Below are 21,319 nucleotides of genomic sequence, written 5' to 3' on the forward strand. Positions count from 1 at the left end.
TCCAATTACGGATAATGCGATGAAAATGCTAATGCGTTGGCTTCATAGTCTAGTGGCGCTGTTAGCGTTGCTGTTAGCGGGGCCTGTTTGGCTATTGGCGAGTAATCAGGTGGCGACCGATGGGCATTGGTCGTCGCTGGATCGGTCATCTGCTGGCATAGCGCCTGATCCAGCGGTGAACGCTGAAGCCGTCGTTCAGGTATATTCAGCCCGGGCTTATAACTGGCGCGGAGCGTTTGGCGAGCATATCTGGATTGCGACCAAGACTGAAAACGCCGATAGTTACCGACTGCATCAGGTGTTGAGCTGGCGGCGTCCCACGGTGGTGTCTTCAATCGACACGCCTGATCGAGCCTGGTTTGGCAGTCCTCCTACACTGTTGGCTGACTATCGCGGCGAGGCGGCTGCACAGATAATACCGCAGATAGAGGCCGCCGCCGCTGACTACCCACAAGCTGAGCTTTATCGAGTGTGGCCTGGCCCGAACAGCAATAGCTTTATTGCCTGGGTTATACGCGAAGTGCCAGGCTTTGAGGTGACGCTCCCGGTAACTGCTATTGGTAAGGATTATATTTTCAATGGCGTTTTTGCTGCTGCGCCCAGTGGCAGCGGTTACCAGCTGTCTTTGGGTGGGGTGGTTGGCATTATGTTGGCGCTTGAGGAGGGCATTGAACTTAACCTCCTGGGCTTGAGCTTTGGTATCGATGTTATGCGACCCGCTTTGAAATTGCCGGGCATCGGGCGGTTGGGGATGCCCGTCAAGGTAACAGAAGGTTGATCAATAAGAGTAAAAAACTGTGTTTGCAGATACTTTTTATTAAACTAGTAACTACTGGGCGCTGATGACACCAAGCTGCGTTGCTGACATTATCCAAACCACTTATTTGGAAATGATTTGGAACGGCGCCATCACCCAGGTGAATCAATTGCGTTTTCCCACTGATGAGGAGTAGTGGGGTTAGCTGTTTTGCTGCTGCTCGGTAAAGCGCTGCATAATGGCGAGGGTTTCGTCGCTCACATGGTGCTCCATGCCTTCAGCGTCAATACGCGCAGTCGCATCTCTCACCCCAAGGGCGCGTAAAAAGTGCAGCACGATATCGTGGCGAGCGCGTGACGTTTCCGCCATTTTTTGACCCGCTTCGGTTAGAAACAGCGAGCGATATGGCTTGCTAGTAACCAACTCCAGCTCATTTAAACGCCGAATCATTTTTGAAACCGTCGCCTGGCTGACCGCCATACGGCTGGCAATGTCCGCCGCGCGCGCTTCGCCGCGGTGGGCCAGCAGGTCGCCAATTAGCTCAACGTAGTCTTCAATCAGTTCGGTTTCGTGGGCATTTCGCACCGTTGCATACTGCTGGGCATGCTGCTCCACAGGGGGCAGGGCATCTCCAGGAATGCTTGGGGCAGTCAATGAGGCGTTCGGATTAGAATCAGTCATTGGTAAATTATATCGGAAGCAGTGGGAACAATCATTGGATAGTCGCTGGGATAGTAACGTATTTTTGTGCAATATTGTTAGCCTAGGCTAAACTATTTGCACAATGCTTTCTTGTTGAGCTGCAATATACTTATCGGTCATGTACAAAAAAGGAGAGACAATGAGTAAGCGCAATCTGGGTATGGCCTTGAGCCTACCGCTATGGCTGAGCGCTGCACTAGCCTGTACCGAAGCGCCCAGTGCCGAAGCGCAAAATGCGACTTCTCCTTCCCTACCATCGTGGCGGGTTTGGTAACGGTGGGTATCATTTTAGTGGTGGCGATGCTGATCACCCTAGGAGCAACGGCACACCTGCTCACCGACCGTTTTAAAACCATAATGCTGATTTCCGTGGGTGTAGGATAGCTCGGCGGTCATCGGGCTATGGCTTTCGGTGGTATTGGGCGTTGCCTCGGGCGGTGCAATCGTGCTCGTCGCTACCTGCTGGTTCTTTATGGCGCTGCTTTTCTCGCCCAATCAGGGGGCTGATGCGTTTTTGGTGCCATCGTCAAATTAGTTAGCACCATTTACTTAAGCGTTTACAACGGCGGCGACTGCAGGCATTCCCAGGTTTTCTCGGCAATACCGATGCCAGCACCGGTCATCAGCAAATACGTTTGATCTACTCCAGCGGTATGCAGCGGTTCGGCTTCATCTTGGAAGTGGATGCCCGCAATAATGTGGCCAGTGAAGCCCGCTTTACGCAGTTCGCGGGTGGCAATAAGCTTGCTCTCAAGTTCTGGGGTGGCCAGCGTTACTGCGGTTATTTGCGCAATATGCAGGTGATGCCAAAATCCCACATCTTCAATATCACCATAAAAAACATGCCGTTGGGTATTTATTTTATTGGGATCTGAATCGATGCCCACGGCAGACAAACCTTTATCGGTAAAAAAGTCGTAGGCGGCGTTACCGGTTCGCCCCATGCCTAGCACTAAGATGGTGGCGTTGCCTAAATCCACAGGCTGTTCGTCAGGATGTCGTGCGTGCCGCTCAAAACAGAGCAGGTGTTTCTCCCAGCGATCAAAAAGCTGATGGGCAATGCGATTCAGCGGTGCGGCGATGACAAACGACAAGGCAACGGTAATTGCCAAAGGAACAAGCCACTCTTGCAAAATGCTCGCAGCGACGATCAGGCCAAACTCACTGTAAGCCGTCAAGCTTAAGCCTCCCAAAAAGGCGTTGCGTGCCCTGATTCGGAAGGCAATGAGTAGTGCAAAAAACAGGATCCCTTTAAGCGGAAGCAGAACTGCTAGGATAACCGCAAATAGCAGTGCGTCTTGATCAGGTAAGCCAGCCATGCCTATCTGCAGAAAGAAGCTGATTAACAATACTTCTTTCAGCCCCCAGAGCGCCTTGGATAATTCTTGCGCACGGGGGTGTTTGGCCAGCAGCAGACCCATGACCAGGGCTCCTACTTCTGAGCTTAAACCCACTGCTTCAAAGCCCATGCCGCCAACGGCAATAGCTAATACGGCGCCTAGTAGCACCAGTAATTCATCGTGCTGCGCCGCGTTCATAAGCCAATAAAGTACCGGCCTTAATAACGGTACCAAAAAAACCAGCACGGCCCAGGGGCTAGGGGAGTTGCCGCTGTAGATGCTGAGAACGGCTAAAGCCACAAGGTCTTGAATAATCAGAATGCCAATCGCAATTCGGCCATGTAGGGCGCGTAATTCGCGTTTGCTTTCAAGGACTTTGGCCGCTAATACCGTGCTTGAAAAAGACAGCGCAGTGGCCAGCAGAATTGCTTTGTCCAGGGGCAGCGATAGAAAAATGACAAAACCAGATGTAAACAACAGGCAGGTAATTGCCAAGTGTATAAAGGAACTTCCTAGCACAACGGGCTCTGCCAGGCTGCGGATATTGAGTTTAAGACCAATGGTGAACAGCAGTAGCAGAACCCCTAGATGGGCAAGGTGTTCAAGCATTGGGCCCGCATCACTTGGGAGGCCAATACTGGGCCCAAAGGCATTGAGTGCAAACCCTGCTGATAAGAACCCCACGAGTGGCGGTAAACTTAGCTGTCGTGCTGCGATACCAAAGATAAACGCTACCGATAGAATAACCACTTCAAACATGCCGGATCCCTAGAGCGCGTAACGAAGCTGATTATCTTCCAACTCGCCAGTGCTTTTGCATTTCTATAAAAGTGAATGATGCTGACCAAGTGATCAATACAAAGCCTGTTAAAGCCAGCGTGCCGTACAGAAAACGTACCGGCCCAATGGCATATATATCGCCATAGCCCACGGTGGTATAGGTCACCGCAGAGAAGAAGATATAATCAAAAATGTTGAAGCTGTCGTACCCATGTAAAGCACCAATGCTTAATTGCTCGGTAAGCCACCAGCCAGTGATGCCAAATAGCCAAATTTCGACAACGTGGGTCATCAATACTCCAAACGCCATCGCCAGGATGCGTTGCCGATGTGGTCTTCGAGATTTTTCTATTTGGTGCGAGATAAGCCACAGGGCTTCATAGTGAAGCAGCACCGCAATGACCACGGTAATAAAAGTGGTTACCACCACGGTGACATGCTCAGGGTAAGGAATAGTCATCTTAGCAAGTAGTCAACCTTTGCTCGTTAGCATAACCGGGTTCCCATCAGTAGCAAGGCAGCATCCATATGCTGCCAGCCCCACCATGCGAGTATTAAACAGCTAAACAGCAGAGTTGCCACCATGGCCTTGAGTAAATTATTGCGTGTCATGGGATCACCGTTGTTGACTGCGAGCGCTCGAGCGGCTTTTCATTGATAAACCAATGCAGTGCAGCAGCGACGACCGAGAGCACAATAGCAATTTGCCAGACCGTATTGTAGTTGCCAGTAAGGTCATAAAAATAGCCACCCAGCCATACACCCATAAAAGAGCCTAACTGGTGAAACAGAAATACGATGCCGCCCAGCATGGAGAGGTGACGAACACCAAACACGGAAGCCACAATGCCGTTGGTTAATGGTACGGTAGAGAGCCATAGAAGCCCCATGACGATACCAAATAGGTAAGCGCTGGTTGGGCTTAACGGCAAATAAACAAACGCCGTAATCACTACGCCGCGAATCAAATAGAGCCAGGTTAGCAGCTTGGGTTTTGACCAGATGCCGCCCATCCAACCCGCGGTATAAGTGCCAACAATATTAAACAGTCCCACTAAGGCCAGTACCGTCGTACCCACCTTTACCGCCAGGCCGTTATCGAATAAGTAGCCGGGGAGGTGCACGGCAATGAACACCACCTGAAAGCCACAGACAAAAAAGCCTAAACAGAGTAGCCAGAAGCCTTTTTGGCCTGCTGCTTCGTTGAGCGCATCTTTGAGGCTTAAATCGGATGCCGTTTTGGCGGAGGGCTTGTCGCGCAGCATTGCCCCCAGGGGCAGAATGATGGTCGCGATAGCTGCCATCGCCATCAGCGCTGCGGCCCAGCCGAGCCACTCGAGCAAACCCAGAGTGCCAGGCAGCATGGCAAATTGCCCAAACGAGCCCGCTGCGCTAACGATCCCCATGGCCATACTGCGTTTTTCAGGCGCCACTGCGCGCCCCACAGCACCTAAAATAACCGAGAATGTGGTACCGGAGAGGCCAAGGCCAATCAACAGCCCGGCGCTGACCGTCATGCCTAGTTCTGACGTAGAGAGGCTCATAAACAGCAGCCCCAAGGCATACAGCAAGCCGCCAACAACGATAATCCTGGCCGCACCGAAGCGATCCGCGAGCGCCCCGGTAAAGGGTTGCGATAAGCCCCAAACCAGGTTTTGTAAGGCTAGTGCAAAAGCAAATACACCACGCCCCCAGCCGAGCTCGCTGCTGAGGGGCTCCATAAAGAGCCCGAAACCATGGCGTAAGCCCATGGCCGTGGAAATAACCAAGCTTCCCAATATAATCAGCAGCAGTGAGTGGCGAAGAACGAAGGCCATGATGTTCTCTTTGTTGGCAGGCTAACAGTTAGCTCACTATCGCATGCGTTGTGCGCTTTTAGAAGCTAGGAATAGGTAAGTAAGGCAGTATTAGTTTTATGCTATTAATCTGCTAAAATCCGCCCCCTTCGCCGTTAATGACCTCTCAATAGCTCTAAGGATTTTCATGAATGCAGTAATTCTTGCGGTGCTGGTGATGGTGGCGCTATCGCTGGCGCGTGTCTCGGTGGTATTTGCGTTAGTGGTGGGCGCTTTAGTCGGCGGTTTAGTGGGCGGGTTGTCACTAGAACAAACTCTGGAAGCCTTTAATACAGGCGTGGGCGGCGGGGCCCAGGTGGCGCTGGCCTACGCCACTTTGGGGGCCTTCGCTGTGGCGATCTCTCGCTCTGGGCTACCGGATATGCTGGCTAATCGTTTGATTACGCTGCTGGGTAAAAAAGAGGCAACCGTTGCGCAGCAGACGCGGGTCAAAATGCTGTTGCTAACGGCTGTGTTGTTGGTGGCTATTTCTTCTCAGAACGCTATCCCGGTACATATTGCCTTTATACCGGTGCTGATTCCGCCGCTATTAACCGTGATGAACCGCTTAAAGTTGGATCGACGCGCGGTGGCCTGTGCGCTCACCTTTGGTTTAACGGCCCCTTATATGCTGCTGCCGGTAGGGTTTGGGGCGATCTTTCTAAACGATATTCTTTTGGCCAACTTAAATAGCGCTGGGGAACCGCTGGGTTTAGAGATCACCCGTGGCATGGTGCCGCTGGCCATGGCAGTACCGGTAGGGGGGATGGCGCTGGGGCTAATCGTTGCGCTATTTTGGAGTTACCGCCGCCCGCGTGAGTATCAGGCCGAAGATATCGCTAACGCCAACGTTGCCGAAGGCCATACGCCCGCTAAACCTCATAGGCTGGGGCTTGTGATGTCTGGAATAGCTATTGTCGCAGCGCTCGGTCTCCAGCTTTATAGCGGCTCGATGATTCTGGGGGGCTTGGTGGGGATTGGCCTGCTTTCAATGGGCGGTATTTTTAAATGGCGCGAAGCAGACGATCTATTTACCAGTGGTATGCGCATGATGGCGCTGATCGGTTTTATCATGATCTCCGCAGCGGGCTTTGCTGAAGTCATGAAAACCACGGGAGAGATTGATGCCCTGGTGTCAGGAGCTTTTTCACTCTTTGGCGATAACCGTGGGCTAGCGGCGCTGGTGATGCTGTTGGTAGGGCTATTCATTACCCTGGGTATCGGCTCGTCGTTCTCAACCATTCCCATTATTGCTGCCATCTTTGTGCCCTTGGCGGTACAGTTTGGCTTCTCTCCCATGGCCACGGTGGTGCTGGTGGGTACGGCAGCGGCGTTGGGTGATGCAGGCTCGCCTGCCTCTGACTCTACCCTGGGCCCCACTTCAGGCCTTAACGTTGACCGTCAGCACGATCATATGTGGGACAGCGTGGTGCCAACGTTTCTGCACTACAACATTCCGTTAGTCGGCTTTGGCTGGCTAGCGGCAATGATGCTCTAAAAGCCTTATCTTCAAACTAAAAAGGGACAACTTGGTTGTCCCTTTTTAGTCGCTTTAACTCTATCACTATTTAGGCAGATGACTTTCAAACGCGCTTAATAGCCCACGCAGAAGCGAAAGCTCTTTGCGGCTGGGCTGAGCGCGAGCGAATAGGGCTTGAAGCTGCTCTTCAGTGCGGGCATGTGGCTGGGTTAAAAAGCCACTTTCCTGCATTAAGCGGCCCAGATGCGCTTGAAAGTGTAAGAACTGTTCGCGGCTGGGTGGCGTTGCCTCCAGCGGGCGCTGATAAGTAAAACCGCTCCCATCACCTTTACGCCAGGCGCGATGTACTTCATAAGCGAGTATCTGTACTGCCTGGGATAGATTCAGAATACCGTAATCAGGGTTGGCAGGAATGCTGACCTGATGCGTGCAGCAGCGAATCTCATCGTTAGTCAGCCCCGAACGTTCACGCCCAAACACCAGTGCCACCGGCGCCGTTTGAGCGTTCTGGATGACGTCTGTTGCCATCTCATCAGGTTCGTCAAAGTGGGGAAGGGGCAGGCTGCGCAAGCGTGCACTGGCACCCACGACCTGCACGCAGTCGTTAACGGCTTCCTCCAGCGAGGTAACCACCCGCGCACTCTCCAGGACATCAGTGGCACCCGCCGCTAGCCGATTCGCTTCTTCATCGGGGAATAGGCGCGGATTAACCAGCACCAGCTCGGTCAGGCCCATGGTTTTCATGGCTCGCGCGGCAGCGCCGATATTGCCGGGATGGAAGGTCTGAACGAGTACGATACGGATATGCTGCAACATGCGCTGGTGCCCAGTAGTGAAAATGTAGCTTAAAAAAATCGCCCAGATAGTAGCACGTTCGGCCCTGGAAATGGCTGACAAAACGCTATCGACAACCTCACGCCTGTAGGCGCCTCAAAACGCAAGAACCCCGCACAAGGCGGGGTTCTTGTTGACAGCTAAATGCTAGCCGTCGATAGAGCGAAGGGCTCAGGGGTGCATTACATCATGCCGCCCATACCACCCATTCCGCCCATGCCACCCATATCAGGTGCAGCGTCTTTCTCTTCAGGGTCTTCTGCGATCATGCACTCAGTGGTGATCATCAGGCCAGCAACAGAACCAGCGGACTGCAGTGCAGTACGGGTTACTTTCGCTGGATCCAGGACGCCCATTTCAAACAGGTCGCCGTACTCGCCGGTTTGTGCGTTGTAGCCGAAGTTGCCTTCGCCATCTTTCACACGGTTAATCACAACGGCAGGCTCTTCACCAGCGTTGGAAACGATTTGACGCAGTGGTGACTGCATAGCGCGTAGCGCCATGTTGATACCGTGATTCTGGTCTTCGTTATCGCCAGTAAGGCCCTGTACTTTGGCCATTACGCGAACCAGTGCTGTACCGCCACCTGGCACCACGCCTTCTTCAACGGCTGCACGAGTAGAGTGCAGAGCGTCTTCAACACGGGCTTTCTTCTCTTTCATTTCTACTTCGGTGGCAGCACCGACGCGGATAACGGCAACACCGCCTGCCAGTTTGGCAACGCGCTCTTGCAGTTTCTCTTTGTCGTAGTCAGAAGAGGTGTCTTCGATTTGCGCGCGGATCTGGCTAACGCGTGCTTCGATATCGCCTTCTGCACCAGCACCATCGATGATAGTGGTGTTTTCTTTAGACATCGTCATGCGCTTAGCAGTACCCAGGTGATCCAGGTTGGCTTGCTCAAGCGTCAGGCCGACTTCTTCAGAAATGACCGTGCCGTTAGTCAGAATAGCGATATCCTGCAGCATGGACTTACGACGGTCGCCGAAGCCCGGTGCTTTAGCAGCGGCTACTTTAACGATACCGCGCATGTTGTTTACAACCAACGTTGCCAGGGCTTCGCCTTCGATATCTTCAGCGATGATGGCCAGTGGCTTGCCTTGCTTGGCAACAGCTTCGAGAACCGGCAGCAGCTCACGGATGTTGGAGATCTTTTTATCCACTAGCAGGATGTAGGGATCTTCCAGTTCAACCGTCATGGTGTCCTGGTTGGTAACGAAGTAGGGCGAGAGGTAGCCGCGGTCAAACTGCATACCTTCAACGACTTCCAGCTCGTCTTCAAAGCCACGGCCTTCATCAACAGTGATGACGCCTTCTTTGCCGACTTTTTCCATCGCTTCGGCGATGATTTCACCGATGCGTTTGTCGCCGTTTGCAGAGATAGTGCCTACCTGAGCAATCGACTTGGTATCGGTGCAAGGTACCGACATGGCTTTGATTTCTTTAACCGCGGCGTTGACCGCTTGGTCGATGCCGCGCTTAAGATCCATCGGGTTCATGCCCGCCGTCACGCCTTTCAGGCCTTCAGCGATAATGGCCTGGGCCAGAACAGTAGCGGTAGTCGTGCCATCGCCTGCAGCGTCAGAAGTCTGTGAAGCGACTTCTTTCACCATTTGCGCGCCCATGTTTTCGAACTTGTCTTTCAGTTCGATCTCTTTGGCAACAGAAACACCGTCTTTAGTAACGGTGGGTGAGCCGAAAGATTTTTCCAGTACTACGTTACGGCCTTTCGGGCCGAGGGTAACTTTTACCGCGTTGGCGAGAACGTCGACACCGCGGGCCATGCGTTTACGAGCATCATCGGAGAACTTAACTTGTTTAGCTGACATATCTGCTACTTCCTAATATTGAATGCAAAAACGTGAAAGTAAATAGTCGAAGCACTGGTTAAATAAGTACCAGCTGCAACGATGCTTAGCCTTCAACAACGGCAAGAATATCGGCTTCGCTCATGATCAAGACTTCTTCGCCGTCGATTTTTTGCTTCTCGACGCCATAGCCATCTTTAAAGATCACGTTATCGCCAACCTTAACGTCTAGCGGACGGACATCGCCATTTTCCAGAATGCGACCATTACCGACGGCGAGTATTTCACCGCGTGTCGGTTTTTCTGCTGCATTGCCCGGAAGCACGATGCCGCCTGCGGTTTTTTGCTCTTCTTCAACGCGACGGACGATGACACGATCGTGCAAAGGACGGATATTCATTCACGTTCTCCTGAGTATGGTTGAAGCCCTGGTGAGGGCGGTTAGCCTAAAAGTGTTCTCGAGGGAGTAACCCGCGAGAAGTGAAGACCTCACGGTCTTCTTTGTTAATGGCAGCTACCGTCTCGATCGCTACCGAATTTGTGTGCTGAATGAAAAATGGGGGCTGCGAATGGCCTTTCAAGGGGGAGAGTAATAAAAAAATTGCTTTTCCGCTGAATTTCTTCCGAAGAAAACCTCAGCGACGGCGTGGGGGCTCATCTCGACTAATAAAATCACCTTCAATCGGGCCATCCTGTTGTGAAGACTGGCTGTTTTGATATTCATTGGGCCGAGCTGATGAAGCGCTGGGGCCTTGCTGTTGTCCGGCAACTTTTTTAAGCCCCAGCCAGGTAAGTGCTTTGAACATCAATTGCCGCGCGCTGGGGATCAAGCATGCCAAGCCTACTGCATCAGACAAAAAGCCTGGGGCCATTAATAAGGCACCGCCGAAGATAAGTGCAGCGCCAGTTAATAGCTCACTGGAGGGGAGTTCACCAGCCTCCATGCGCTGGCGTGCCCGCGCAAAGGTGGATACACCCTCTTTACGAATCAGATGTAGCCCGGCAAAACCTGTGCCGAGCACTAAAAGTAGGGTGGTGAGTAGGCCGATCTGGCTGCCAATCGAAAACAGAACCACAAAATCCAGTAGAGTGAAAAGTGATATAAAAATAAGAATAGGCATGGCTAACTCCCGAAAAAGCGACTCGATAACAGTCGTAAATGCGTAATATGGTGACATAAATATAAATAGCAAGCAGCTGACATGGCGTATTCCAGCGATGATGTAGCTCGATTTATGTCCATAATTCTTCTATGCTGCGATGCACAATGAAGCTGGTTTAATCTTTTGTAAGGAGTCACGAATGGTACTTACCGATAAAGTCATTGCAGTCACGGGTGGGGCGCGAGGGTTGGGTTATGCCATGGCGCTGCGCTTGGGCAGGCAGGGTGCACGCATGGCGCTATTGGATATGAGCGCTGAAGCGCTTGATCAGGCAGTATCGCAACTTGCCGCTGAAGGTATCGATGCCCAGGCGTTTGTGGTGAATGTCGCCGAAGAAGCCTCCGTGACTCAGACGTTTGCCGATATCGCGCAACGCATGGGGCCTATCAGCGGTTGTGTCAATAATGCGGGCATTACCCAGGATGCGCTGCTGGTAAAAGCCAAAGAGGGGCAAGTGGAAAAGCGTATGTCCTTAGAGGCTTGGCAAAACGTTATTAATGTCAATTTAACTGGCGTTTTCCTGTGTGGTCGCGAAGCCGCCACTCAGATGATTGAAACCGGACATGAAGGCGTGATCGTCAATATCTCCAGTATTTCCCGGGCAGGCAATATGGGGCAAAGCAATTACGCTGCCGCAAAAGCGGGCGTACATGCGTTGACAGTCACTTGGAGCCAGGAGTTGGCACGCTATGGTATTCGTACCGGCACCGTAGCGCCTGGGTTTGTGGCTACCGAAATGACCGCTGCGATGCGTCCTGATATGTTGGAGCGTATCTCGTCAAGCGTGCCGTTAAAGCGTTTGGGTGAGCCCGATAATATTGCCCAAAGCGTTGCCTTTATTATGGAGAACGACTACTTCACTGGGCGCATCATTGAGTGTGACGGCGGTTTACGACTGTAGTTTCTTTGCCGTGGTAAGACAAAGGCGTGTTGCATAGATGGGCGGCTCTAAAAGGCCGCCCGCGTTGTGTGTGTAGATGAGCGCGTGAGCTCACTCATCTGTACATAACGCTTAAAAGTAGTCGCGGTTAATTTTGCGCTGAAAGTACATCTCAAGGCGCAGGGTCATCGCCCAGCGTGGGTCGTAGCTGACATCGCGCTGGAAATGTAGCTCCGGAATCACATCGGCGAATAAAATACCTTTATGAAGATCGCGGCGGTAGCGCGTCTGAAGATAGTAATTGGTCATGCGAGGATTGGACGCGCTTTCACCGATGGCTATCGCCGAGTAGCGCAGTGCACTGCGGCGGTTGATACGGTGATTGATTTCGGCAACCTCACTGTACTCCAGTTTGTCTTCTTCCTCGCGCCACTGAACTGTAGAGATAAAGCGTAAATGGCGGCGTTTGCTCAACGGTCGGCCAACATCCCAGCGTGTGCGCGCTGAGTAGCCTTCATTGTTGAACCATGAAACGCGGTTATTTGACTCAAGCTGCCACGGCCCTTCACCCAGTTGCCACAGGCGCTCGCTGGTAAAACGCACGTAGGGGTCAAGAGGGAGGCGCAGGCGAACACCGGCACCTACTCGATTGCTCCAGTTTTCGCGTTTATCACGGCTTTCTAACCAATCCAGGCCGAGCGTAGAGCTGCGACGGTCACGCTGGTCATTGGCAAGGCGCCCAGAGCCCTGCTCTTCTAGGGTGCCTTGCGACTCTTCCGGGTCACTCTCGATGACCAGTCGCAAGCGATCCTCTGAGGTAGGTAGGTCAATACGGTAACGAAGGGTGGTGTCGCCGCGGGTGCCATCCCCCTCCATCCAATCAATCTCTTGGCCGAAACGCAGATAGGACTCGTTGTTGACCTGCATATGGTCGTCAGTGCCAAAGAATCCATCGATGCGGCGCGACGTGTTATCAACCCAGTTGCCTACGCTTTCACGAAACGGCTCAATGCGCTCTTCCGCCCACTCGGGTAAGTCACTATCTTCCTCTTCGGCATACACATTCGTCGAGACCGTAGTGAGTAGGCCAAGCCAGCAGAGGGTTAACAGTTTATGCATCGTCGATAGTCTCGGTAATGGGGCGTCGCTGCTTAACAATAGCGTTTATTTAGCGTGCTTTATGGGTCTCGATCTCTTTTGCCCACTCCAGCACACGCTTGCGTTGGCCACGGCTATTGAGTCGATCCGTATCGACGCTCGCCGGGATAAGCTGATGATTGGGTGGCGCGCTAAGGTCGAGGTTAAAGGTTCGTGACGCGCCTGTCGGCATATCCTCGGAGCCATAAATAGCGATAACGCGAATTTCAAGCTGAATATTCTGCTCTTGCAGTAGATTATCATCGATTTCCCAATAATCTTTAACCTGATTCACAATATCACCAAACGATTGAATGTTCAGATAATCCCCGGAAGCTAGCGGGCCTTGATGAGTGCGGTAGCTGGGTTCTTGTTGCTCACCTTGTTGGCTACCCGTTTGCTGTTCACCACCGTGCTGCTGGTACTCCACTACGTCAAGGGAGTAACTGCCCTTTTGGGTATGCAGTACCGCTACCAGGTGTTGAACATAGATCGCTTCGCTGCTCATATTGCTGATTAAGCAGATGGAGTCCACGCCGATACCTTTGCCGCGATTAATGATCACGCGGGGGCGACGCTGTCGCACATAGCCGTTATAAAGTAGCTGGGCGTAAAATACCCATACAAAGAGTGTGCAAATGCTCGCTACAGCCGAGATTGCCTGAGCATTATCGTTGAGCCATTCCATTATATGAGATCCTTCTCATTGTTATTGGTGTTAATCCCTGACGCGGGCTTTTGAGGATAGCCATTGAGGGAGGTTGGGTAGCATTATTTAGGAATAGAGACTAGCGGAAAAGTGGGGGTAAGTCAGCCAAATCGGCCTTTGATAGAGGTAGTATTGAGCAAATAACAGACACACAAAAAAATGGCATTAAGCCATTGGGTATTTTTCAAACGAAGATAAGGTATTTTGCGAAGAATACTGACCAAAAGCTATCCAGGTAGCGCTAACATCAAGCTGTTTGGAAGCTATTCAAAAGACAAGAGAGGTTTTTGTAAATAGTTGAAAAATAACAAATAATTGATGAGAGTGGGGAGGCTTGAACTCCCACTCCTTCACGGCACTAGAACCTAAATTCATCCTTTTAAACCGGCGCTTTACATTAGGCGCCTAAATTCAACGGGTTACACGCTGGGCGCAATCGACGAATGTGACCATTGGCATTGATTAAACTCTCATCAGTCACGCTACATCCGGCTGTATCGCGCCGTTTCCGGCCTCGTGAGGTGCTACTCAACGTTCCGTGCAGCTGGTGAGCATGAGCACTGATTGCCAAGCCCCGGTAAGGTCATTGTGCATAAATCAGATATCATTGCTGGCTAGTGTAGAGGAACCTCAGAGATTACCTGGAAGAGATATAAGCAGCGGAAAGATTAATGTGTCCCAAGCATGAATTCTTGCTTTCTTTGCATTGGACGCAACCTTTTTCACATGAAACTATCCCCAAGTACTCCCCTTAAGGAGGCACATAATCACAATACCCCAACCCCAACATAACTTAAGGGACATTTTCAATGATGAAGTTCTCTTCTATTCCGGCGGTGTTATTTGCACTCGTCGGTACTCTCTGGTTTTCTTCAGCCATGGCAGTTGACGATCGGGATTCGCTCTATCCGGGTGAGGAACGTGTCGAGGCTGCTGGACACCCGGCCGTAATCCGATTCATTAAGGGCGAACCGAACAAGCCGCTGCTAGTGTTCGTGCCTGGTACCAATCATATGGCACGCATAGCCTATGGTGGACATGAAGGGTACCGAGAGACCGATTTTCTCGCCTACTGGTTACATCAGGAAGGCTATAACTTCCTCGGTATCTCATATCCACTAGATACTGAAAGTGGCGTATTTGCAGAACCGCAACCAGACTTCACTGTGCGCGAGTGGGGGCGGCAAACCATCGAATTAGCCAAAAGGACGCTGGAATCCCATAACCTGAATGGGCCGGTGATTGTGATGGGGTGGTCGATGGGGGGCAAGATTGCCCAGTCTGTTCAGTCCGCTGCCGATGAGCTGGGTGTAGACCTGGATAGCTATCTCTCGTTTGTCGCCACTCCACCAATTCCCGGCCAGATTAGTCTCGACCGCATGTTCGAGGCGCTCCCCAGCGGCTATGCCGATCGGCGTGACGATCGCGCAGGCTGGTTTGCCCAGCTAGCCGCAAACAGTGAGCGAGCGGGGCATGAGATCGTCCCGGAACCCGTGTTCATGCAGGAGTATACTGGCGATATTTCGATAAACCAGGAAGGCTATCAACAGCGCTATCGCGACGGAAAATTCGTAATCGACCGCGAAGCGGGCACCAAAGACAATGGCGCTTTTGATTTCGCGCATTTCCCGCTGGTGGGTATGCTGCTGGGTGACGACCGCATGGATTCCCGCCACGCGCTCACCGACAGCGCTGCCTGGTCGCTCTACAACGCTAACACGGTGTACCGGCGCTACATACGTGGTAATGACGTTGACCTCAATGCGCTCAACGATGGTGACTGGCGCGCGTTGCTGGATCTGACTCAATCGTCACCCGAACGTCTCAGCGTTGAGGTAGGTGGTAACCATTTCTTCTTTGTTGGGGAATCTGGAGCGCGCCGTACTGCCAGAGCGATCGAGACTCTGATCGATCGAATCCATGGCTGGCGCAGCGAGGTGTTCGACCATCTTGGATTGACGCCAGATTCCCCCAGCACGTGATGATCCAGCCTCGATATCGACTACGCGAAACCGGCTATTCAATTTGATCTAACCGCAACCCTTCCTTCGGGAGTCTACTCCCGAAGGAAGGGTGCGTAGGTAATTGTTGGCTGATCCTCGTCTCATCGAATTATGCTCTCTACAGCGATATGAGCCGTCGTGTGACACGTGCGCATGCCGCTCGTGGCGCCGAGAAACTGCGTAAACAGGGGGCGTTAGCCAGGGCAGTCCAGGTGCATCTCAAGAGCAAGAAGCTCTCAAGGCCAACGAGCATCGCGAGGATCTGGCCCAGTCTCCCCCCGATCTCGTCGTGTAGCTGCCTCGAGATCGCGGTCAACACTGGCTGCAGGCGGGGCGAGCTTTACAACCTGGAATGGAGCTGGGTCGATCTGACGCGCGGGCGGGAGTTGATTGCACTTCGGGCCGAGCACACGACGTCGGGAAAACCGAGGGCGGTAGCGCTCAACGAGCCCGCTGTGATGGCGATCAAGCGTCGTGCTGGCGTTCGGAGAATGCACTGGGTTGCCAATGGCTGTTTGCCCAGGAGAGTGGTGAATCGGTTAAGTCATTACGCGCAGGGTTTGGCCAGGCAGCAAAGCGAGTCAAGCTTACTGATTTGCGGATACACGACTTGCGCCATATCGCAGCATCTTGGCCAGTGCGCGATGGTGTTCCATTGGAGGTAATAAAGGAGCTGCTGGGGCATTCCAGCATAACGATGACCGAGCGTTATGCGCACTTGGCACCGCAACGAGTGCGCGAGGCCGAAAATAGGCTAGGTCACAATCTGTGTCACACAAGATAATCTTGTGTGCATTGGAGTGAAGCAAGGAGGGATAAAAACTGAGGAAAATCAAATTGGTGCGGATGGGGAGACTCGAACTCCCACACCTTACGGCACTAGAACCTAAATCTAGCGTGTCTACCAATTCCACCACATCCGCTAAGACGAGGCGTATATTATCAACTTTGTGATAGAAGTCAATCAATGATTTGATATTAATGCATATGGCAGTCAGGAGAGGGCATGGCATTAAAGGGGTGGCTACAGTGGGGTAGTAATTGGGTAAAGCAGGCCATGCCCGGCTACTGCGCATTTTGTTTGGCGCCGGCATCCGCAGGGCAAGGGTGGTGCGCAACCTGTTTGTACGAGCTGCCGTGGAACCTACATGCCTGTCGCCAATGCGGTGACCCAGTTGCTCATGGTACGAGCTTGTGTGGGCACTGCTTAGTTGACCCACCGGCATTTTCGACCACCCAAGCGGGGCTGTTGTATCAAGGGGCGATCAAACAGTTGGTGCATGATTTTAAATTCCATGCTTCTCCGCGGGCGGGCACGCTATTGGCTGAATTGATGCTCTTAACCCCGCCGATAGACCTGGGAAACGCACTTCTATCAGTGCCTATGACTACCACGCATGCGTGCACCCGAGGATTTAACCAGTCGCACTGGTTGGCCGAACATCTCAGCCGCCAGCTTGGGGTGCCAATGGTGACTGCCAAGCGAGTAAAGGATTCCCCCTCTCAGCGCACGCTGAACCGCCGCCAACGGGCTGCCAACCTGGCGGGTGCCTTTGTCTTTGAATCACCGCCCCCGGCGCATTTGTTAATAATCGATGATGTGGTCACCACCGGATCCACAGGCAACGCATTAGGGCGCGCTGCGCTGGAGGCAGGTGCCAAACGTGTTGATATTTGGGCGGCCGCACGGACACCGTTAGGTAAGGATTGATAGAATAGTCTTTTCGCTTATTCATTAGCTCTTTCGCCAACCCAGGAGTGGCCTATGTCACACCCGTTTAGCTCTCTTTCGCCTGATTTAGTGATGTCTGCAGTGGAGTCGCTGGATATTTGGCCTGCAGGCGAGCCTTTTGCGCTAAATAGCTATGAAAACCGTGTACTGCTATTTCGCGATGACGATGGCAAGAACTGGATTGTTAAGTTTTATCGGCCTGATCGTTGGTCAGACAGTGCGATTCAGGAAGAGCATGATTTTCTGCAGGAGCTGGTAGATCAACAGGTGTCGGTCGTTGCCCCTTGGCGTGATAAGGCGGGGACGTCTTTACACTATTTTAAGGGCTTTCGGTTTACGCTGTTCCCCCATTGCCCCGGCCAGGCGCCAGAGCTTGATAATCCATCGCACCTATTTGCCATGGGGGAGTTGCTGGGGCGGTTGCACCAAGTGTCAGCTAAAAAAACCTTTCAGCATCGCCCGCGTTTAGAAATGGCGAGCGGTATTCTTGATGCTCAGCAGCGCGTGCTGGCCAGCAATTGGATGAGCCGTCATCAGCGCCGGGCCTATGACCGTGTGATCGAAAAGGTTCACCAGCAGCTCCTAAAACATAATGTGCCCGCCAGCAGCATGATTCGCTGCCATGGCGACTGCCATTTGGGGAATGTGCTGGGGCGTGACGAGCAGTTTACCCTGGTCGATTTTGACGACTGCACCATGGCGCCCGCCATGCAGGATATTTGGATGCTACTGCCCACCGATGACCCGCAGGGATGGCGATCGCAGTTAAGTGAAATTACCGAAGGGTATGAAGAGACGTGCCCGTTTCCTAGCGAGCAGATGGCGCTTATCGAGCCGCTTAGGAGTTATCGGCTGATCAGGCACTCAGCGTGGCTCGTATCACGTTGGGAGGATCCCGCTTTTCCTCGGGCGTTCCCCTGGCTGGCGGATAGTGGCTACTGGGATCAGCATATCCGCCAATTAGAGCAGCAGTGCCTGCAGTTAGAGAACCCACGCTGGCTGGCGTAATGAGCTTTCAGCTCACCACTGACTTGTTATGGCGATATTAGAACAAGGTCAATCAGGCACGGCTTCGTCGCGCGGCACAGGGTTGGCGATACCTTCTCCGTCTGCTTGGCGACGCTGTTCGTTAAGCTCTGCAGACGGATTGTCCAGTTCTTCAATCTCTACGGGTTGATCCAGTGTGAGAAGGAATGTCTGACCAGGGGAGAGTGCGCACTGTGAACCTTCGCAGGCGATACCATATTGGCCATCTTCGCCATAAGCGCTGGCGCTAAATTCGCCAGTGAAAATATCGCTGTCAGCGTCGTGTGTTTCAATACAGGTCGCCTCTTGGGTGGTAACGCGAATGCGCTCATCAACCCGTTGCGCCCTGCCTACGATAACGCAGTATTCCGGTAAAGAGTGTGAGGCGCTAGCAGCCTGAGTAGGGTGTAGCAAAATATCGTTAAGGCGCGTTTGGTTTGATTCAAACGCAAGCTCTTCCACAACCTCTACGCCGACGGTTGCTTCATTGGGCAGCGAAAGCGTAGCGTCTGCAGCGGTAGCCAAGAGCGGTGTAGCAAGAAAGGGGGCTGCAAGGGCGGTTAACCACAAAGGCGTTGGCTTGAATGACATGGCGAGCTCTCAATGTTGGCGCCTGCAATAAAGGCAGTTAAATAAAAACGCTTTATTATATCACAGGCATTGGGGGGACAAATTGAGTGGCGCGGCGCTCTGACGCAGTTCAAGGCTGCGCAAAAAAGCCCCTGAGTGAGGGCCAGCAGTTTTCGTACAAAGCCTGGGGAGCCACAGGCAGCCTAGATGCGGTAAAATACACTCTTTGCTTAATACTCATTGTGCAGTGCTTTTTTAAAGTATACCTTTTGTACAATGAAGGTGGTGGATGACGCCGATTAATGTCCTCCTAATAATGATGTTACTTTTCATGCGCAAAAGGGGATGACCTTGGTGACCGCCTGGAAGCGATTGCGCATCGTTTTTGAGATAGCTATTGATGAGGCTAAATATGTCCGATGATATCGCCGAGCACTACCGCCAGATAATCTCAGCACTTGGGGAAGACCCCGCCCGGGAAGGTCTGCGAGATACGCCTAAACGTGCGGCCAAGGCCATGCAGTTTCTCAATGCGGGCTACACTCAGTCATTGGACGACATTATCAATGGGGCGGTGTTTGAGTCGCAAACGGATGAGATGGTGTTGGTAAAAGACATTGAGCTCTACTCAATGTGCGAGCACCACCTGTTACCGTTCATAGGCAAATGCCATATCGCCTATTTGCCTAACGGCAAAGTGTTGGGGCTATCTAAATTTGCCAGAATCGTCGATATGTATGCTCGCCGTATGCAGATTCAGGAGAACCTAACCCGCGAGATTGCAGAGGCGGTGCAGGAAGTGACCGAGGCAAAGGGCGTTGCTGTGGTTATTGAAGCGCGGCACCTCTGCATGATGATGCGTGGCGTGGAGAAGCAAAACTCCAGCATGACATCGTCTGTCATGCTGGGTGGATTTCGTCAAAACCAAGCAACCCGGCAAGAATTTTTAATGCTCATTAGCTAACGTTTACGGCTGTCATTGACCGATTATGCACGCCGTAAATTTGGTTTAAAGGGGTGTTTCGTCTTAGCATGAAGACGTTAATGAGCCTACAAGGCCATCATTTTTGGTCAGGAGCCTGTCATGGAAGCGCTTAAAGAAACACAGCTATATTGCCCCTTTGCCTATATTGACGGCAGTTGGGTCGCGGCAGATAGCGGTGAGCAGATCACGGTATTGAATCCGGCCACCGGTGAAGCGATTGGCGATATACCTCGCTTGGGTAAAGCCGAAACCGAGCGGGCCATTGATGCGGCGGACGCTGCGCTACCGGCTTGGCGGGCGTTGACTGCTCAAGAACGCGCTGACTTGCTGATGAAGTGGCACGACCTGATGTTGGAGCATCAGCAGGATTTAGCCATGCTGATGACATTTGAGCAGGGCAAGCCACTTAAAGAAGCTGCGGGCGAAATTGCCTATGCAGCCAGCTTCTTACGCTGGTTTGCCGAAGAGGCGCGGCGCGTTTATGGCGAAACGATTCCCGCTGCGAACGCCAATCAACGTATCGTCGTCACCAAGCAACCCGTTGGTGTTGTGGGTGCGATTACGCCCTGGAATTTCCCGGCGGCGATGATTACCCGTAAAGCCGGGGCTGCATTGGCCGCTGGCTGCACGATAGTGGTGAAGCCCGCTAGCCAAACGCCATTTTCCGCAACGGCCTTGGCGCTGTTGGCTGAGCGGGCAGGCATCCCACGCGGTGTCTTTAATGTGGTGCCAGGTAGCGCTAGCGATATTGCCCAAGCGATGACCCAATCGCCCAAAGTGCGCAAGATCACCTTTACGGGTTCGACCGAAGTGGGGCGCAAGCTGATGGCCCAAGCGGCGGAACATATCCAAAAAATATCGCTAGAGCTAGGCGGCAATGCGCCCTTTATCGTGTTTGAGGATGCCGATTTAGACGCCGCTGTGGAAGGCGCCATGGCCGCTAAATTCCGTAACGCCGGGCAAACCTGTGTCTGCACTAATCGCTTCCTGGTTCAGTCCAGTGTAATTAACGCCTTTTGTGAAAAGCTGGCTGTTGCCATGAACAGCGAGCTGCATGTGGGTGATGGCACCAAGCCCAATATTAATATTGGGCCGCTCATCGATGAAAATGCTGTTAAGAAAGTCAGTGAGCATGTGCAGGATGCCATTGATAATGGCGCTGAGCTGCTGTTAGGTGGGCATCCGCACCCGCTGGGCGGTAATTTCTTCACGCCTACGCTGATCAGTTTTGCCACTGACAAGATGAAGGTGGCCCACGAAGAGACCTTTGGTCCGCTAGCCGCTGTCTTCCCGTTTGATGATGAAGAGACCGCTATTGAGATGGCCAACGATACCCAGTATGGCCTGGCGTCTTATTTCTACTCCCGTGATCTTGCTCGCGTATGGCGTGTTGCCGAGGCGCTGGAGTACGGTATGGTGGGTATTAATACTGGCGCCATTTCTAACGCTGCTGCGCCCTTTGGGGGTGTAAAAGCCTCGGGCCTAGGCCGTGAAGGTGGTCATCAGGGCTTGGAAGAGTATCTGGAAACCAAGTATCTGTGTATTGATCTGGGCTGAAAGGCTCAATATTGGCTAGAAACT

At 52.6% G+C, this 21,319-nt stretch carries 21 protein-coding genes, 1 tRNA gene and 3 pseudogenes; 11 read left to right on the plus strand and 14 right to left on the minus strand.

Annotation, left to right across the window (positions count from 1 at the left end; translation table 11 throughout):
• Window positions 1-19 precede the first annotated feature (19 nt).
• A complete protein-coding gene (locus tag RO22_RS12035) occupies window positions 20-778 on the plus strand; it encodes a DUF3750 domain-containing protein (RefSeq protein ID WP_009286560.1) in 759 nt (252 codons plus the stop codon).
• Between the two features lie 180 nt (window positions 779-958).
• Here the strand turns inward: RO22_RS12035 and mntR are convergent, their stop codons facing one another.
• Window positions 959-1,438: a manganese-binding transcriptional regulator MntR gene (gene mntR, locus RO22_RS12040; protein WP_022523680.1), complete on the minus strand. Its 480-nt coding sequence runs from the start codon at window positions 1,436-1,438 to the stop codon at window positions 959-961.
• A gap of 160 nt (window positions 1,439-1,598) precedes the next feature.
• Here mntR and RO22_RS25195 point away from each other — a divergent pair, with 160 nt between their 5' ends.
• Together RO22_RS25195 and RO22_RS24135 are read left to right on the plus strand one after the other, a co-directional pair.
• The gene (locus RO22_RS25195) at window positions 1,599-1,733 is read left to right on the plus strand and encodes a hypothetical protein (protein ID WP_268747807.1); all 135 of its coding nucleotides are present in this window, start codon (window positions 1,599-1,601) and stop codon (window positions 1,731-1,733) included.
• Window positions 1,712-1,998: pseudogene (locus tag RO22_RS24135) on the plus strand (metal ABC transporter permease); the annotation flags it as partial. The gene RO22_RS25195 and the pseudogene RO22_RS24135, both read left to right, overlap by 22 nt.
• 18 nt (window positions 1,999-2,016) lie before the next feature.
• Here RO22_RS24135 and RO22_RS25320 read toward each other — a convergent pair.
• The 5 genes and pseudogenes from RO22_RS25320 to RO22_RS12060 form a co-directional block, all read right to left on the minus strand.
• The gene (locus tag RO22_RS25320; RefSeq protein WP_411906434.1) at window positions 2,017-2,439 is read right to left on the minus strand and encodes an NAD-binding protein; all 423 of its coding nucleotides are present in this window, start codon (window positions 2,437-2,439) and stop codon (window positions 2,017-2,019) included.
• A gap of 111 nt (window positions 2,440-2,550) precedes the next feature.
• Window positions 2,551-3,558: pseudogene (locus tag RO22_RS12050) on the minus strand (cation:proton antiporter); the annotation flags it as partial.
• A gap of 31 nt (window positions 3,559-3,589) precedes the next feature.
• A complete protein-coding gene (locus tag RO22_RS12055; RefSeq protein WP_041158426.1) occupies window positions 3,590-4,039 on the minus strand; it encodes a potassium channel family protein in 450 nt (149 codons plus the stop codon).
• Between the two features lie 26 nt (window positions 4,040-4,065).
• Window positions 4,066-4,191 carry a hypothetical protein gene (locus RO22_RS25200; RefSeq protein WP_268747805.1) on the minus strand — a complete coding sequence of 42 codons (126 nt, stop codon included), beginning with the start codon at window positions 4,189-4,191 and terminating at the stop codon, window positions 4,066-4,068.
• A complete protein-coding gene (locus RO22_RS12060; RefSeq protein WP_039858333.1) occupies window positions 4,188-5,396 on the minus strand; it encodes an MFS transporter in 1,209 nt (402 codons plus the stop codon). The genes RO22_RS25200 and RO22_RS12060 overlap by 4 nt, the downstream gene beginning before the upstream one ends.
• A 166-nt stretch (window positions 5,397-5,562) precedes the next feature.
• On the opposite strand from RO22_RS12060, the gene RO22_RS12065 reads away from it, so the two are divergent.
• Window positions 5,563-6,912, plus strand: coding sequence for a Na+/H+ antiporter family protein (locus tag RO22_RS12065; protein WP_041158427.1), 1,350 nt, complete (start codon window positions 5,563-5,565; stop codon window positions 6,910-6,912).
• A gap of 66 nt (window positions 6,913-6,978) precedes the next feature.
• Here RO22_RS12065 and RO22_RS12070 read toward each other — a convergent pair whose 3' ends face one another.
• The 4 genes from RO22_RS12070 to RO22_RS12085 form a co-directional block, all read right to left on the minus strand.
• Entirely contained in the window at window positions 6,979-7,710 is a 732-nt protein-coding gene (locus RO22_RS12070) for an RNA methyltransferase (RefSeq protein WP_027959272.1), read from the minus strand.
• A 200-nt stretch (window positions 7,711-7,910) separates the two neighbouring features.
• Window positions 7,911-9,554 carry a chaperonin GroEL gene (gene groL / locus RO22_RS12075; protein WP_041158428.1) on the minus strand — a complete coding sequence of 548 codons (1,644 nt, stop codon included), beginning with the start codon at window positions 9,552-9,554 and terminating at the stop codon, window positions 7,911-7,913.
• Window positions 9,555-9,639: 85 nt separating this feature from the next.
• Window positions 9,640-9,933: a co-chaperone GroES gene (locus tag RO22_RS12080; RefSeq protein ID WP_027959273.1), complete on the minus strand. Its 294-nt coding sequence runs from the start codon at window positions 9,931-9,933 to the stop codon at window positions 9,640-9,642.
• Window positions 9,934-10,168: 235 nt separating this feature from the next.
• Window positions 10,169-10,654, minus strand: coding sequence for an FxsA family protein (locus RO22_RS12085; RefSeq protein ID WP_039858336.1), 486 nt, complete (start codon window positions 10,652-10,654; stop codon window positions 10,169-10,171).
• 181 nt (window positions 10,655-10,835) lie between these two features.
• On the opposite strand from RO22_RS12085, the gene RO22_RS12090 reads away from it, so the two are divergent.
• On the plus strand, window positions 10,836-11,597 hold the full coding sequence (locus RO22_RS12090) for an SDR family oxidoreductase (protein WP_041158429.1): 762 nt from the start codon (window positions 10,836-10,838) through the stop codon (window positions 11,595-11,597).
• 111 nt (window positions 11,598-11,708) lie between these two features.
• On the opposite strand, the gene RO22_RS12095 is transcribed toward RO22_RS12090, so the two are convergent.
• Window positions 11,709-12,695 carry a hypothetical protein gene (locus RO22_RS12095; protein WP_039858339.1) on the minus strand — a complete coding sequence of 329 codons (987 nt, stop codon included), beginning with the start codon at window positions 12,693-12,695 and terminating at the stop codon, window positions 11,709-11,711.
• A 49-nt stretch (window positions 12,696-12,744) separates the two neighbouring features.
• Window positions 12,745-13,401, minus strand: coding sequence for a hypothetical protein (locus RO22_RS12100; protein ID WP_009286565.1), 657 nt, complete (start codon window positions 13,399-13,401; stop codon window positions 12,745-12,747).
• 830 nt (window positions 13,402-14,231) lie between these two features.
• Between RO22_RS12100 and RO22_RS12105 the strand changes: the two genes are divergently transcribed.
• Window positions 14,232-15,404 carry an alpha/beta fold hydrolase gene (locus RO22_RS12105; protein ID WP_041158430.1) on the plus strand — a complete coding sequence of 391 codons (1,173 nt, stop codon included), beginning with the start codon at window positions 14,232-14,234 and terminating at the stop codon, window positions 15,402-15,404.
• Window positions 15,405-15,553: 149 nt separating this feature from the next.
• Window positions 15,554-16,209, plus strand: a pseudogene (locus RO22_RS25325) (tyrosine-type recombinase/integrase).
• Between the two features lie 54 nt (window positions 16,210-16,263).
• On the opposite strand, the gene RO22_RS12115 reads toward RO22_RS25325, so the two are convergent.
• Window positions 16,264-16,348: transfer RNA gene (locus tag RO22_RS12115), tRNA-Leu, on the minus strand.
• A gap of 83 nt (window positions 16,349-16,431) precedes the next feature.
• On the opposite strand from RO22_RS12115, the gene RO22_RS12120 reads away from it, so the two are divergent.
• Window positions 16,432-17,136, plus strand: a complete 705-nt coding sequence (locus tag RO22_RS12120) for a ComF family protein (RefSeq protein WP_041158431.1) — start codon at window positions 16,432-16,434, stop codon at window positions 17,134-17,136.
• A gap of 54 nt (window positions 17,137-17,190) precedes the next feature.
• Entirely contained in the window at window positions 17,191-18,165 is a 975-nt protein-coding gene (locus tag RO22_RS12125) for a serine/threonine protein kinase (protein ID WP_041158432.1), read from the plus strand.
• 48 nt (window positions 18,166-18,213) lie between these two features.
• Here the strand turns inward: RO22_RS12125 and RO22_RS12130 are convergent, their stop codons facing one another.
• Window positions 18,214-18,774 carry a hypothetical protein gene (locus RO22_RS12130; RefSeq protein ID WP_009286567.1) on the minus strand — a complete coding sequence of 187 codons (561 nt, stop codon included), beginning with the start codon at window positions 18,772-18,774 and terminating at the stop codon, window positions 18,214-18,216.
• Window positions 18,775-19,165: 391 nt separating this feature from the next.
• On the opposite strand from RO22_RS12130, the gene folE reads away from it, so the two are divergent.
• Together folE and RO22_RS12140 are read left to right on the plus strand one after the other, a co-directional pair.
• Window positions 19,166-19,717: a GTP cyclohydrolase I FolE gene (gene folE, locus RO22_RS12135; RefSeq protein ID WP_022523664.1), complete on the plus strand. Its 552-nt coding sequence runs from the start codon at window positions 19,166-19,168 to the stop codon at window positions 19,715-19,717.
• 120 nt (window positions 19,718-19,837) lie between these two features.
• A complete protein-coding gene (locus RO22_RS12140; RefSeq protein ID WP_041158433.1) occupies window positions 19,838-21,295 on the plus strand; it encodes an NAD-dependent succinate-semialdehyde dehydrogenase in 1,458 nt (485 codons plus the stop codon).
• The last annotated feature ends 24 nt before the right edge of the window (window positions 21,296-21,319 follow it).

It is taken from the genome of Halomonas sp. KHS3, assembly GCF_000830495.1.
Taxonomy (GTDB): Bacteria; Pseudomonadota; Gammaproteobacteria; order Pseudomonadales; family Halomonadaceae; genus Vreelandella; species Vreelandella titanicae.

Excerpts from the sequence above, each read along its gene's own strand:
- RO22_RS12035 (WP_009286560.1), top strand. The coding sequence starts at position 20 with ATGAAAATGCTAATGCGTTGGCTTCATAGTCTAGTGGCGCTGTTAGCG.
- mntR (WP_022523680.1), bottom strand. The coding sequence starts at position 1,438 with ATGACTGATTCTAATCCGAACGCCTCATTGACTGCCCCAAGCATTCCT.
- RO22_RS25195 (WP_268747807.1), top strand. The coding sequence starts at position 1,599 with ATGAGTAAGCGCAATCTGGGTATGGCCTTGAGCCTACCGCTATGGCTG.
- RO22_RS12055 (WP_041158426.1), bottom strand. The coding sequence starts at position 4,039 with ATGACTATTCCTTACCCTGAGCATGTCACCGTGGTGGTAACCACTTTT.
- RO22_RS25200 (WP_268747805.1), bottom strand. The coding sequence starts at position 4,191 with ATGACACGCAATAATTTACTCAAGGCCATGGTGGCAACTCTGCTGTTT.
- RO22_RS12060 (WP_039858333.1), bottom strand. The coding sequence starts at position 5,396 with ATGGCCTTCGTTCTTCGCCACTCACTGCTGCTGATTATATTGGGAAGC.
- RO22_RS12065 (WP_041158427.1), top strand. The coding sequence starts at position 5,563 with ATGAATGCAGTAATTCTTGCGGTGCTGGTGATGGTGGCGCTATCGCTG.
- RO22_RS12070 (WP_027959272.1), bottom strand. The coding sequence starts at position 7,710 with ATGTTGCAGCATATCCGTATCGTACTCGTTCAGACCTTCCATCCCGGC.
- groL (WP_041158428.1), bottom strand. The coding sequence starts at position 9,554 with ATGTCAGCTAAACAAGTTAAGTTCTCCGATGATGCTCGTAAACGCATG.
- RO22_RS12080 (WP_027959273.1), bottom strand. The coding sequence starts at position 9,933 with ATGAATATCCGTCCTTTGCACGATCGTGTCATCGTCCGTCGCGTTGAA.
- RO22_RS12085 (WP_039858336.1), bottom strand. The coding sequence starts at position 10,654 with ATGCCTATTCTTATTTTTATATCACTTTTCACTCTACTGGATTTTGTG.
- RO22_RS12090 (WP_041158429.1), top strand. The coding sequence starts at position 10,836 with ATGGTACTTACCGATAAAGTCATTGCAGTCACGGGTGGGGCGCGAGGG.
- RO22_RS12095 (WP_039858339.1), bottom strand. The coding sequence starts at position 12,695 with ATGCATAAACTGTTAACCCTCTGCTGGCTTGGCCTACTCACTACGGTC.
- RO22_RS12100 (WP_009286565.1), bottom strand. The coding sequence starts at position 13,401 with ATGGAATGGCTCAACGATAATGCTCAGGCAATCTCGGCTGTAGCGAGC.
- RO22_RS12105 (WP_041158430.1), top strand. The coding sequence starts at position 14,232 with ATGATGAAGTTCTCTTCTATTCCGGCGGTGTTATTTGCACTCGTCGGT.
- RO22_RS12120 (WP_041158431.1), top strand. The coding sequence starts at position 16,432 with ATGGCATTAAAGGGGTGGCTACAGTGGGGTAGTAATTGGGTAAAGCAG.
- RO22_RS12125 (WP_041158432.1), top strand. The coding sequence starts at position 17,191 with ATGTCACACCCGTTTAGCTCTCTTTCGCCTGATTTAGTGATGTCTGCA.
- RO22_RS12130 (WP_009286567.1), bottom strand. The coding sequence starts at position 18,774 with ATGTCATTCAAGCCAACGCCTTTGTGGTTAACCGCCCTTGCAGCCCCC.
- folE (WP_022523664.1), top strand. The coding sequence starts at position 19,166 with ATGTCCGATGATATCGCCGAGCACTACCGCCAGATAATCTCAGCACTT.
- RO22_RS12140 (WP_041158433.1), top strand. The coding sequence starts at position 19,838 with ATGGAAGCGCTTAAAGAAACACAGCTATATTGCCCCTTTGCCTATATT.